The sequence below is a fragment of the Vibrio hepatarius genome (genome assembly GCF_018860525.1).
Classification (GTDB): domain Bacteria; phylum Pseudomonadota; class Gammaproteobacteria; order Enterobacterales; family Vibrionaceae; genus Vibrio; species Vibrio hepatarius_B.
Map to the genome: position 1 here is coordinate 111,484 of NZ_JAHKPM010000004.1, position 12,488 is coordinate 123,971.

Sequence of the window (12,488 nt, forward strand, 5' to 3'; positions counted from 1 at the left end):
TGGAGGGCAGTTCTTTCTTTTATGCATCTATTAGAACATATGAACTAGTAGCAACAATGTAAATTAATATATTTTTGTTTCATTATTGTTAAATTGATGTTTTTAATTATAAATCAATCATTTATAACTTTGCAATCTGCTAAAAAGTCCTATTTCACATTTGTCACAGTTGGGGACTAAAAGGTGGGGTTAGATCACGATAGATTGTTCAATCAATTGACAGGAAAGGGGTTATTCAGCGCAACTTTTTATATATTTCCATAAAAATAACACCTTGCGTAGGCACAAAGATGAAGTGATTGATTTAAATATGGCGAGGAAAGAGACCTTGACACAGGTAACCTTTGCAACAAGAGGCAAAAATACACTTACCTCTCGCTGCTGTATTGACGATAATTTTAATTAATTAGGGTGTATACCACCACCGACTATCGATTTGGCTAAAGCTTTCATTCGTATCTGGGCTTTCTATGTCAATCCTAGTACGATTAGTTAGACCTGCCTTATCAAACGCGTCCTTTGAAAATGGATGTTGCTTCAACAAATTCACTAAACTGCCGTCAGCCAGAGCATTTTCCATCCCCGTTGTTATTGCATCTGCTAATTTAAGGTGATCTTTGGTGACATAGAAAAATCGACCGTAGGGATAAACAATAGTCACATTTGAATCCACAATTAAGTTTTTACTCCCAGCACCAAATTTTTCCAAAAATTGATAGACTTCTGTCGCACCTAAAGGGAATAAATCAAAGCGTTGCCCATCAACCATTTTGATTAACTTTTCTATCTTAGACGCTGTCACCACCTTAAAACCAGCATTCTCTAATATAGGAATATCTCCCCACCCTTGGCCTTGACCAACACTAAATTGAGTAAGTTGATTTAAATTTTCTACATTACTCAGTTTAGCTTCAGTATCGCGGTGAACAATAGGCACCCTCCAACCGAGTAAACCCATTTCAAGAGGGAGATAAATCGGTAAGAATCTCTGTTCAAGATCTTTTTGAAATCCAGTATCAAAGACATCTAACTCACGAGACTCAACCATGCTTCTGGCTCGATTCTGGTTTACGCTTCTTTTATCGACGGTAACCGAATAATTGGTCCCCGACTTACTCAGCGCTAATTCAAGCACAGCCAATCCTATCGATTCTTTACCGATTCCATCAATATTGGGATATTTAATTTCTTGTCCAAAAGCAAATGTGCTGGTTAAACAAAGCATTAATGTCAAGCCAACTCGGTATATATACTGAATCATAATTTAGCTTTCCTTCTCTAAGGTATGAACTGTTAAGTTTAGTCAGAAGAGCCTATTTTCATCTACTAACAAAAAACTATAGCCGCATAGGCACAGTTATGACATAGCGAACTCCTTGGCCAATGTCAGATTCCAGTCGGATCTCCCCTTTTAGTTTCTGGTTAACCAAATTGTATACCATAGTCAAACCTAAACCAGATCCCCCACTTCCACGTCTAGTGGTATAAAAGGGTTCAAAGACTTTTTGCTGTTGATCAAGAGCGATACCTTTACCATTATCTTGATAAACAAAAATGACTTGGTGCTCAGATTGCTGGTAACTGATCATAATATTTGCTAGCTCTCTACTTTGCTCAAAAGCATGATAAATACTGTTGAGGACCAAATTGGTCATAACCTGAGTCAAAACACCAGGAAGACTATCCATCATAAGATTTTGTTTACCAACTAGGTCAATATTGACAGGGAAAGTTTCTGTCTCAGGTTTGAGGCTAATCAAAAGTGTGTCCAGTAACTGGTGGACATTAAATTCAGTCTGGTTTTCTGAAATTTGATCTACTGCGGTACGCTTAAAGTCTTTAATTAGTACAGAGGCACGTTCTAGATTTGCTTTAAGCATAGACAGCCCTTTATCCATAACTTGGCTTTCGCTGGTAAACTCTGTTGTGGTTAGTGTCTGATTGTCAAAGCTGCTACTGAGTTTATTCAAGCTGTCTTCGACTAGTGAAGTAGCAGTGACCGCAATGCCAAGTGGTGTATTCACTTCGTGAGCTACCCCTGCAACTAAACCACCCAATGCTGCCATTTTTTCCGATTCAACAAGCTTTTCTTGCGTGCTCTCAAGTTCTCTCAAGCTTTCTTGTAACGCTTGGGTTCGCGCTGCAATTGTGTCTTCTAACGTATGATTAAGCTTTTCTAACTCAAACTGAGCTTGCTTAAGTTCTGTGACATTAATTGCCGTACCTCTAAAGCCAATAAAAGTATTATCACTGTGCTTGGCGATTGCCTGAAACACGAAATAGTAAGCTTTACCATCAAACTCAATCTCATCTTGACACATTGAAAAACTTTTCTTTTGTTCAAGTTTTTCAATTAGTTTTGATGACTTCTTAAACCCTTCGATCTTATGCACCACCGGCATTTGATCGCCACTAATTCCAAGTGCAATTCTCATTGGTTCAGAACAAAAACTCAGCCTATGCGTTTGATCCGTTTCCCATAACCAATCTGAAGAGACATAAGTGAAATCTTGCAGCTTTTCTTGCTCAGATTTGATGCTTTGATATAACTTGGTAAAAGTGCAGGTAAGCTTATTGATTTCATCAGCAACCCAACTCAATTCATCTCTGTCTTCGATTGTCCAGTGCTTATCATTCATTTGTAAACTGGTCGTGGCGTAACGAGGAGAGTAATGGCGTAAATGCCTGACAATGTTGATAACTCTGTTGTTTATGCTCTTATGAAAAACCCAAAATAAAATGCTACACACTAAAAAGGTTCTTATCGTATTTAGCAAAAGACTAATAAAAAACTGATGAATTAAAAAATGGTAGATTTTTTCTGAGTTAGACATAACGGCAAGCTCCCCGACCACCGCTTCTAACTGGGTATTTTGATCTAAGTATTGAATGTTGAACTCACTAGTGACATAACTCCCTTCAGGCTTTATACCAGATGAAATCACCTCACCGTCTAGGCGAACTTCAAGGTAGTCGACTTTGGGCAGCATAGTCAGCTCTTCAAGCCTTTTCTGCAATGAAGGAATATCATAAAACCACAAAGACGTCGCAAGCAATCCAGAATAAACCTGCCTGATCTCTCTATGTGTTGACTCAACATCGCTAAACTCACGATCATAGTCCCAGTATAACTGCAACCCTGTTGTTGTTAGGGTTATAATACTGCTGACCGCGACCAATATAAGGAGTACACGACGGCCAATTCTACTGACCTGCCCTTTGCTCATCAAACTATCTCTACAAATCCGTGTATAAATTATAGTGTCAACTGGAGGGTTACTAACAAATAACTATACTAAAATTCATATTCATACGCTGAGAACTCATTATGAAAGTGTATTTCCTGATGCTACTGTTTAGCCTTTCAAGTACCCTATATGCTAGAGAAGTACGTTATCCCAACCTTGACGGAATTGGCCAACAATCTATTGGGCTTGCTATGCTCAAATTAGCGATTGAAAAATCAGAAGCCAATATGACGGCTATTGTTGACTCTAATGAAGTCAACCAAAACCGAGTTCGGCAATTAGTTGAAAATGGGCAACTTGACATTTTTGATACTGGTTTTGATGAAACGCTCGATGGCAGATTTAAGCCCATTTACCTCCCTATCGATTTAGGTCTCACAGGGTGGAGACTATTTATCATTCATCAAGATACTCAAACTAAAGTTAGAAATGTAAAAGATATATCACAATTGAGTCAGTTCGTTATAGGCCAAGGTCAAGGCTGGGGAGATATACGAATATTAGAAGCAGCAGGACTTCAGGTGACCACTGCGCCACGTATCGAAATTTTAATCAAAATGGTCGGAGGGAAACGGTTCGATTTGTTCCCACTAGGCGCAACAGAAGTTCATCAGTTTCTTGAAACCTATCGTGGAACCCAGAAACAGCTTGTAGTCGAGAATCAATTAGTTCTGATTTATCCCTATGGGCGTTTTTTCTATATCCGCAATAATGATAAAGAGTTAGAAGATATGTTAACCAAAGGCCTAGAAGCAGCATTTGAAGACGGCAGCTTACGGGATTTACTGATCAACCACCCTTTCTCTAGCGATGCGTTTATCAAGGCCAATCTCGAAGAGCGCACCCATATTAACATACCAAGCCCAACTCTCACCGAGGGTTTTAAAGCGATCGATGATAAATGGTGGTACGTACCATAAGTCACTTTTATTATCGATTTGAGTTGATAAAAAATTTGAATATCGGCCTCACCTAGTCTGTTTTTTCACGTTTCCCTTACCAACTTCCGAGGAGTTGCTTAATGACAGTTGGCACTTAAAATAAGCCTTTAAATGATCAATCACAACTTTAACCTTTCTTGGTAAGACGCGACTAGCCGTGAGAATTTGAGCCTCAACAGAAGGCCAAACGATGTCTGGTAGTAGTGTAATAAGCTGACCTGATTGCAGTGCATCTTTCACAAAACACCGGGGTAAAATGGTGACCCCTTGATGAGCGATGGCGAAAGCGCGACAAACCATTATATTGTTGCTTTCTAATTTGATATTAAATTTTAATGGCTTAGAATCCTTTAGCATCTCATTAATCCTCCTTTCCATACCACATGATGAGCCCCTTAGCCATAAATGCCCTTCTAAATCATTAATGCTTAGAGGCATTCCATGCTCATCAAGATATTGTTGGGAAGCGACCAGTACCGTTTCTAGCTCACCTGCAGGCCGATACACTAAGTTGCTGTCTTTGAGTTTTCCAATCCTAATAGCAATATCTACCCCTTCACTAATTGCGTCTCTCAATTCGTCCTCAGCGATTATATGAAAATTCAACTGCGGGTATTGGGGTATAAACTTCTCAAATGCTTGTGATAACACTTCCTGAGCCATACCACAGCTAGTCGCTATTTTTATCGTCCCTGAAAAATGCTCTTTACAATCACTAATACTTTCTTTGAAGTGACAAAAATGGCTATGCATCTTTTTATACTCGCTCGCCAGCACTCTTCCTGCTTCGCTCAAAGATAAACCACGGGTAGATCGGTAGATCAAGGTAACACCCAACGATTCTTCCAACAGGGATATATTCTGGCTAATTGCTGACGGAGACATACCTAATTTTTTTGAAGCCGCAGTCATACTTTCGGATTCTGCAACAACAGAAAATATACAGTAACGTTTCATGTTTTCCATATGTTCACTCTACTAGCCAATATTGTCTCAATATTTTAATTTCTTCTCTCCAACAAGATCGGGAATATACATCATATATATAGAATATTTTATATGCACAACAAAACATAACTTTAAAAAATTATAGACACCAGAATCCAACAGAAATAAATTCATTTTAAATTCATATAATTACAAATAAATCGATAGCATTTTGAACAGGTTTTTTTATTTTCACAATGAAATAAAAGTGTAATATTTTGTTGCTCAAGCATATCCACAACCACAACTCTCTTTTTATAAAATATGAAATTTTCGTAAAAATAAAAATAGAATTAATGATTAAATTAATATTAAAAGAGTTTTAACTTTTAATTAAAAACACTCTTCATTAAGTAAAGGTTAATTATGTTATAAGAAATGAGATATAGATGAATTTTATGTTTTGATAGTTTAATAATCTAATCAGATTAGTATGAACTATAAAGGGATCAAGGTTGCATTATCTTCATCGGTGATGTTGATCAGTACATCTTTATTAACCCTTCATCCCACGAATTTCCATACTTATGGTATGTGCCCTCGCTGACTTACCTCCTAAAAAATATTGTTTTTATTGATACACCGTGAAAAGTCTCACGTGAATCGAGGAATACATTTCAAAATGTGCAGCCCTTGCATAGTTTGCACATTTCGCTAACAAAAAATCCGACTGAATTGTGGTATATGTGTCTGACTAACTTAAGTTTGGAACATTTATGAAAAAGCATTGGAGCATTCTCGTTCTCACATCTACTATTAGTCTTTGCAGTCACGCCGCAACACCACCATCTACGCAAGACTTTATTGCCGGTTCAGAGCAGATAAAAACCACGTATCAACAACACCTGCTTTCTCTCCCTCCATTTAAACTTGGCCATTACGCTATTCGCATGTATCGTCAGACAGGCGATAGCAGTTATCAGACAGGAATTTGGGTTGATAGTGCTCGTGTAGCCAGTAACCTAAACCGAATCGCCAATGAGTTATATAGCCCCTCTCTTATTGAGCAAGCTTCTAATAATATCGATAAACGCTACCAAAACTCAGACGTGGTAAAAGAATCATTAAGAAAGAAAACGCTCCAACAATATCCAGAATATATAGAGCTCGCTGTTAGTCTTATTGGCTCAATGGCTCGAGCGGATGAGTTAGGACTTAAACATATTCAAGATGACAAATTACGTGCGCTACTCAACCATTATGATTTCACAAACTATGCGACAGACCCAGATATGATTAAAGCATGGGCCGCCCAACTGTCTAATCAGGTTTATTGGCTTAAACAGCTGGGTGTTCAAGATATAGTTGATGAATATACATCAGCTTTTAAGAAGACTTACCCTGACCATCTTGATGCTCAGCTGACGGATCAACAATATTCCAATAAGATTTATGGGCTGACGCATATTATTATCGCTGCATCTGGGTATTATCAGCATTCTATTAACGAGAAAGACTATCAGTGGGTTTATGACTATTTTCGCAGCAACATAGACACCATTATTGCGAGAACAAAAGAAGATGTGATTGCAGAATCAGGTATAGTGTTTTTATTAGCGGGGTTAAATGATGACCCAGCACTGATTAAAACACAGCGCCATATTTTAAACAGCATCGACCCCAAACATAATATGATACTCAGTACCACCGGAAGCGCAGATATTAGTAAAGGAGAGCATCGTAACGTTCTTTCAGCGATCCTTTTAAATTGGCAGGGGACCAATAGCTCAGTAAATATACAGCAGAGCCCTCACCTCTTTCCAACCTTACCTTATGGTCTGATTGTAAAGTAGCAAGAAGGTGTAACGTCAAATGATTCGAGAGTTAGATAGATAAACACTAATTTAAGGAATTCAGTGGTAGCTAGGGGAAGCTATTGCGGTGTGTGTCCTTGTAATTATCATGCCGTCTCTATTGCGGTGTATGTCCTTGTAATTATCAAGATAACAAATAAGAGTCTAGATTTTATTAACAAGGCCTCGCATGTTGCGAGGCCTTGGGTTCAGCTGTATGTATTTTAAAAATTTAAGTGTACTGTACAGGAATATTTTTTAGTTGCTCGTCCACATTCCAATTTTCTGGCATATCATCCTTGGATACCCAGTTTTTTCCTGTTTGCAGCCATTTTTTCCTGTAGTTTTTAATTCCGGTTAAAGAGCTATCCTCATACCCAAATTCGACTCCACAGCAATCACATATTTCATAATTAGGTGAATTACCATCTTTCCCCCATGGGGGCTCGATTTGAATCAACCCACACACCCGACAGGCAAGTTGCGCTTTACTGGTCATTGAAGTACTCCAAGTTTGTTTCAAAACCGTGTTGCTTAGGATCAGGCTTAAACATTGTACGAGGAGTTCCCTCTTTTGTCATTACACCGAAAGTGTTGGACTGCTCATTGTATCTTACCACATCGCCATTAGAACGAGTCTTGGTTAATGTACCAGTAGGAGGATGGTTTAGAAAATTATTGGTAGCTTCCACATACTTCTTAGCATTCTGTAGTTCCGGAAACTCTGCTCCATGTTTTTTCCAATGACCAAGGGCATTTTCAACACCTGTTTTTTTCTTAGTGTTAGTCCAAAGCTGACCTTTATCACTACTATTCCGTATGGACAACGCAGCATCAGTCGCCCTAGTCGCATCATGCACCTTTGAGCTTGCGGTGAGCATATCAACCGCGTCATCGGAGTGTTTCGCTACCGTATAAGCGGCTTTACCCGTTTTAACGGCAGCTTTACCGACTGGACCTAGCAGTATCGTTGCACCTGCAAGGTTTCGATCTAGGTCACTGAGTTCAACCCCGCCAAATATCGTCTCACCAGTACTGAACTCATAAGCCGCTTTAAGGTTACTGACAACAGGAACAAAGTCCATCGTCAGTTCAATAGCTTCAACTAGGCTGAAGTCAAAGTCTAACATTCCCCCGAGCTCATTATGAGTATAATCGATATATGAACCAATAAAGCCATGCGCAAAATTAGAAGCAAAGTCCCCGCCATAAATCTCGCTGGTGATCATACCACCCACTACGCCAGAGACAAAACTCTGACTAAGTACAGTAAAATCACTCATGTATTCATGAACGTATCCATTAGCCGTAGTTTGTAGTATCGATGCAAGAAACGAATCTGCGAAGTCCCGACCATTTATCAGGCTATCGGCACCGGCCATTCCAACACTTTTAATAACATTGTTGACCGAGCTTGCCAGCGTCGTTCCATCGCCTACGAGGCTAGTCATGAACTGGCTTTCCATCACACCATGGGCAACTCCAGCTGCTATACCTCCAGCCGCAGCACCATACAAAATGGATTTTTCAATTCCTTTTAGACGACCCTTATTAGATATTAAATGTCCACTAGCAGCGGTTACTGCGCCTGCCGATATACCCGTAAGAACTTGCGTCGCAATACCTGCGGCTGTATTAGCTAATACACCAGCGGTTGTCATCGTCGCGCCAGTGACGCCCAGGAAGAATTACGGGGACACACACCATAGTAACATGCTTTAAAGCAGCCGATATTACTCCAAAGTGAGTATTTAACCTGTTAAATGCTAATCACCGACCTCAAGTAGTGCGACTGCCTAATTGAGTATTCTTGGATGGTTAGAGTTTCAGATGTATTGGATAGCCTATAAACAGCTAATGTGGTCGAGCTGACTCAAAGTGATGAATGTAATCATGATCTGACTGGCTGAAAATCACTCAAGCGAATAAAAATGAATTCTTGCCTTATTAAGTACAGATTTAGCGGCAACAGCTTGAGCTCTGGAGCCAATTGCCGTTGAATGTGATTTCTCCAAACAGGTACAGACCTTTAACCACCCATTCATATTGAAATCTAAGCGCTGTAAGATGTTTGGCAGCCTTGAATCCATAGAAGCTTTATTCGCTCTTACCTGACGAGCGGACCAATCAACTAATTCAAGATAATCCATCAAACGAAAAGGAATACCTTCTTGCATGGCATTGGTTGGATTGCCGATAAAAGGATGTAGGCACGGAGCGGTGGATAGCGGTTGCTTTAACGCATCAATACGAGCTTTTACAGAGGTATAATCTGAGGTCTCGGGTGTGTCGGCGATACCAGCACGTATGGGGTTTAAGTCCACATAAATCATGGCTGCTGCGAGTGCTTTCTCATCCAATAAGGCTTGGCTTTTAAATCGACTTTCCCAGAAATGGCCAGTGCACTTATCTTCATGATTTGCTCGGCAAGCGATATCAAAGTTGAGCTCTTTCATGTACCAGCTTAAATTCCAGAGTCGCCCTCTCCATTGCTCGATAATTTCAAAGCATTTCTCTGTCTCAGACTCGCTGGTTAATTCACTATTCATCCAGCGGTGGATTAAGTGAGGTAACTTATGTAATTGACCCCAGCGTGCAACCACCTCATGAGCGGACAATGTGAACGCTCTATCTTTGTTAATACTTACAACCAGATGGTAGTGATTACTCATGATGGCATAAGCACAAATATCAATACAATAGACACTAGATAGGGCATATATTTTCTGTACTATCCAGTCTCTTCGATGTTCGTAGTTTTTTTGAGTAACGGCATCTTCCCCGCATAGAAAACTGCGCCTTACGCAACGTGAAACGCAGTGATAGTAGGATGTGACGTCAGGAGAGACGAGCTGTTTTCTGGCGGTGGTCATTGGTTTTTCCTCACTCAACGAGTAAGAAAATATAGTAAAAGCTAATTGAAAGAGTTGTGGTGCAACAAGTGCTTAGGGGATAACCACACTTATTTCATACTTTAGGTGTGTGTCCTCGTAATGTATTTAGTTCAGCACACTATGTGGATTTAGTGTGTGTCCTTGTAAGTACTCCTATCGTCAGACAGGCGATAGCAGTTATCAGACGGGAATTTGGGTTGATACTGCTCGTGTAGCCAGTAACCTGAACCGAATCGCCAATGAGTTACACAGCCCCCTTCTTATTACACAAGCATCCAAAAATATCGATAAACGCTACCAAAACTCAGACCCAGTAAAAGAATCATTAAGAAAGAAAACGCTCCAACAATATCCAGAATATATAGAGCTTGCTGTTAATCTTATTGGCTCAATGGCTCGAGCGGATGAGTTAGGACTCAAACATATTCAAGATGACAAATTACGTGCGCTACTCAACCATTATGATTTCACAAACTATGCGACAGACCCGGATATGATCAAAGCGTGGGCCGCCCAACTGTCTAATCAGGTCTATTGGTTAAAACAGCTGGGTGTTCAAGATATTGTTGATGTGTATATCTCAGCGTTTAAGAAGGCTTATCCTGACCATCTTGATACTCAGCTAACTGATCAACAATATTCCAACAAAATTTACGGCCTGACGCATATTATTATCGCTGCATCTGGCTATTATCAGCAATCTATTAACGAGAAAGACTACCAGTGGGTTTATGACTATTTTCGCAGCAATATAGACACCATTATTGCAAGAACAAAAGAAGATGTGATTGCAGAATCAGGCATAGTGTTTTTATTAGCAGATCTACATGACGACCCAGCACTGATTAAAACACAGCGCCATATTCTAAACAGCATCGACCCCAAACATAATATAGTACTCAGTACCACCGAAAGTGCAGATATTAGTAAAGGAGAGCATCGTAATGTTCTTTCAGCGATCCTTTTAAATTGGCAAGGGACCAATAGTTCAGTAAATATACAGCAGAGCCCTCACCTCTTTCCAACCTTACCTTATGGTCTGGTTGCAAAGTAGCAAGAAGGTGTAATGTCAACTGATTCAAGAAAATCCTACATATTTACAAGGGAAACTCTATTGAGGTGTGTGCCCTTGTGATTTTTAAAGTAAAAAAGCCTCACATATTGCGAGGCCTTGGGTTTTAGTTCAGCACACTATAAGATTGAGTGTGTGTCCTTTTTAATTTTATTAATTTTTAATGGAATTAATACTAATTAGTCCTTTAAATTCAACTGCATACCAACTTACACATACTAAATAATCATTATTGCTATCCGAGACAAAATATTCCATACCAAAAGCATTTTCCATAATTGCCCCAATCACCCGCACATCTTCTATTTCTACCACACAGTTTTTGTCCTTGCCTGATTGGTCAAAGAATATAAATCCCTTTCCTTCTGGTAAGCTCGAAGAGTATTCATACTCATAATCTTCAATAGGCAAGGAAACTGAATCATTTTCGATTGACAAGTGTCCAGCAGTCTTACTAGGTTCAAATTTTTTAGTAACCCCATCTATAAAGATTTTTGCATCATCATTAGGGAGAAGTTCACACTTGATACCAAGCTCACGGCACACTTCCAAAATCTCTTTTGCATTTTTCATCTAAATCTTAATCCCTCGTTGCAGGGATATTATCTACAAATATATGTCCCCGAACCTTGTTTCTACCTTTACCTGGAGTTTGGTAACCGATGTGTGGTTGATAAGGACCTTTACCTAATTCTCCACTTGCTTTGACATTATTTAAATCTGGTATGTCAATATTAACATTAGCTCCATTTGGACCAGAATATTCAACAGGAATGCTCTTGCCATTTCGATCATAACCCCACTTGGTTACTTCAAACCTTTCTTTTGAAACTCCAGTTTTCTTAAATGCTTCATCTAATGCATCTCTGTAGGTACTTCCTGCACCTCTGAGGTCGATGTCCCGATCAGGGTTAAATGTCCAGTCTCGTCCAGTAAGCTTATTACCACTAGCCCCACCCAACGCAACTTCAGTCGCATTAGCCGCATCATGCACATTTGAGCTTGCAGTAAGCACATTAGACGCATCATGCACATTTGAGCTCGAGCTGAGCATATCAACCGCTTCGTCGGTGTGTTGTGAAGCTTTGTAGGCAACTTTACCGGCTTTAGCTGCTGCCTTACCGACTGGACCTAGCAGTATCGTTGCACCTGTAAGGTTACGGTCTAGATCACTAAGTTCGACACCACCAAATATCGTCTCACCAGTACTGAACTCATAAGCCGCTTTAAGGTTACTGACAACAGGAACAAAGTCCATCGTCAACTCGATAGCTTCAACTAAGCTAACGTCAGTATCGAAAGCGCCCTCTAGCGCATTATGGCTATAGTCGATATAGGAGCTAACAAAACCATGCGCAAAATTAGAAGCAAAGTCACCGCCATAAATCTCGCTGGTGATCATACCACCAACAATACCGGAAACAAAACTCTGGCTAAGTATAGAAAAATCACTCATGTATTCATGAAGGTAACCATTAGCCGTAGTTTGTAGTATCGATGCAAGAAAAGAATCTGCGAAGTCCCGACCATTTATCAGGCTATCGGCACCGGCC

Annotated in this window: 11 protein-coding genes; 3 read left to right on the plus strand and 8 right to left on the minus strand. The window is 39.8% G+C overall.

The genetic code is table 11. From position 1 onward, the window contains the following. Window positions 1–406: 406 nt before the first annotated feature. Together KO511_RS00655 and KO511_RS00660 are read right to left on the minus strand one after the other, a co-directional pair. Window positions 407–1,261, minus strand: a complete 855-nt coding sequence (locus KO511_RS00655; protein ID WP_215985593.1) for a hypothetical protein — start codon at window positions 1,259–1,261, stop codon at window positions 407–409. A 76-nt stretch (window positions 1,262–1,337) separates the two neighbouring features. Continuing rightward, the gene (locus KO511_RS00660; RefSeq protein ID WP_215985594.1) at window positions 1,338–3,227 is read right to left on the minus strand and encodes a PAS domain-containing sensor histidine kinase; all 1,890 of its coding nucleotides are present in this window, start codon (window positions 3,225–3,227) and stop codon (window positions 1,338–1,340) included. A 101-nt stretch (window positions 3,228–3,328) separates the two neighbouring features. On the opposite strand from KO511_RS00660, the gene KO511_RS00665 reads away from it, so the two are divergent. After that, window positions 3,329–4,168, plus strand: a complete 840-nt coding sequence (locus KO511_RS00665) for a hypothetical protein (protein WP_215985595.1) — start codon at window positions 3,329–3,331, stop codon at window positions 4,166–4,168. A gap of 48 nt (window positions 4,169–4,216) precedes the next feature. Here KO511_RS00665 and KO511_RS00670 read toward each other — a convergent pair whose 3' ends face one another. Beyond that, entirely contained in the window at window positions 4,217–5,155 is a 939-nt protein-coding gene (locus tag KO511_RS00670) for a LysR family transcriptional regulator (RefSeq protein WP_215985596.1), read from the minus strand. 737 nt (window positions 5,156–5,892) lie between these two features. On the opposite strand from KO511_RS00670, the gene KO511_RS00675 reads away from it, so the two are divergent. Next, a complete protein-coding gene (locus KO511_RS00675; RefSeq protein WP_215985597.1) occupies window positions 5,893–6,969 on the plus strand; it encodes a DUF3541 domain-containing protein in 1,077 nt (358 codons plus the stop codon). A gap of 232 nt (window positions 6,970–7,201) precedes the next feature. Here KO511_RS00675 and KO511_RS00680 read toward each other — a convergent pair whose 3' ends face one another. The 3 genes from KO511_RS00680 to KO511_RS00690 form a co-directional block, all read right to left on the minus strand. Next, window positions 7,202–7,468 (minus strand): hypothetical protein, encoded by a 267-nt coding sequence (locus KO511_RS00680; RefSeq protein WP_215985598.1) that lies wholly within the window; start codon window positions 7,466–7,468, stop codon window positions 7,202–7,204. Further along, window positions 7,458–8,630: a pre-toxin TG domain-containing protein gene (locus tag KO511_RS00685; protein WP_215985599.1), complete on the minus strand. Its 1,173-nt coding sequence runs from the start codon at window positions 8,628–8,630 to the stop codon at window positions 7,458–7,460. The genes KO511_RS00680 and KO511_RS00685 overlap by 11 nt, the downstream gene beginning before the upstream one ends. 252 nt (window positions 8,631–8,882) lie before the next feature. After that, window positions 8,883–9,842 carry a transposase gene (locus KO511_RS00690; RefSeq protein WP_215985600.1) on the minus strand — a complete coding sequence of 320 codons (960 nt, stop codon included), beginning with the start codon at window positions 9,840–9,842 and terminating at the stop codon, window positions 8,883–8,885. Between the two features lie 154 nt (window positions 9,843–9,996). Here KO511_RS00690 and KO511_RS00695 point away from each other — a divergent pair, with 154 nt between their 5' ends. After that, entirely contained in the window at window positions 9,997–10,917 is a 921-nt protein-coding gene (locus KO511_RS00695) for a DUF3541 domain-containing protein (RefSeq protein ID WP_215985601.1), read from the plus strand. Window positions 10,918–11,088: 171 nt separating this feature from the next. Here the strand turns inward: KO511_RS00695 and KO511_RS00700 are convergent, their stop codons facing one another. Both KO511_RS00700 and KO511_RS00705 read right to left on the minus strand, forming a co-directional pair. Further along, the gene (locus KO511_RS00700) at window positions 11,089–11,508 is read right to left on the minus strand and encodes a hypothetical protein (protein ID WP_215985602.1); all 420 of its coding nucleotides are present in this window, start codon (window positions 11,506–11,508) and stop codon (window positions 11,089–11,091) included. A 7-nt stretch (window positions 11,509–11,515) separates the two neighbouring features. Further along, a partial coding sequence (locus tag KO511_RS00705; RefSeq protein ID WP_215985603.1) for a polymorphic toxin type 47 domain-containing protein occupies window positions 11,516–12,488 on the minus strand: 973 nt, incomplete at its 5' end.

What these genes read in the sequence shown, in the direction of transcription:
- KO511_RS00655 (WP_215985593.1), bottom strand. Translation starts at nt 1,261, where the DNA reads ATGATTCAGTATATATACCGAGTTGGCTTGACATTAATGCTTTGTTTA.
- KO511_RS00660 (WP_215985594.1), bottom strand. Translation starts at nt 3,227, where the DNA reads ATGAGCAAAGGGCAGGTCAGTAGAATTGGCCGTCGTGTACTCCTTATA.
- KO511_RS00665 (WP_215985595.1), top strand. Translation starts at nt 3,329, where the DNA reads ATGAAAGTGTATTTCCTGATGCTACTGTTTAGCCTTTCAAGTACCCTA.
- KO511_RS00670 (WP_215985596.1), bottom strand. Translation starts at nt 5,155, where the DNA reads ATGGAAAACATGAAACGTTACTGTATATTTTCTGTTGTTGCAGAATCC.
- KO511_RS00675 (WP_215985597.1), top strand. Translation starts at nt 5,893, where the DNA reads ATGAAAAAGCATTGGAGCATTCTCGTTCTCACATCTACTATTAGTCTT.
- KO511_RS00680 (WP_215985598.1), bottom strand. Translation starts at nt 7,468, where the DNA reads ATGACCAGTAAAGCGCAACTTGCCTGTCGGGTGTGTGGGTTGATTCAA.
- KO511_RS00685 (WP_215985599.1), bottom strand. Translation starts at nt 8,630, where the DNA reads ATGACAACCGCTGGTGTATTAGCTAATACAGCCGCAGGTATTGCGACG.
- KO511_RS00690 (WP_215985600.1), bottom strand. Translation starts at nt 9,842, where the DNA reads ATGACCACCGCCAGAAAACAGCTCGTCTCTCCTGACGTCACATCCTAC.
- KO511_RS00700 (WP_215985602.1), bottom strand. Translation starts at nt 11,508, where the DNA reads ATGAAAAATGCAAAAGAGATTTTGGAAGTGTGCCGTGAGCTTGGTATC.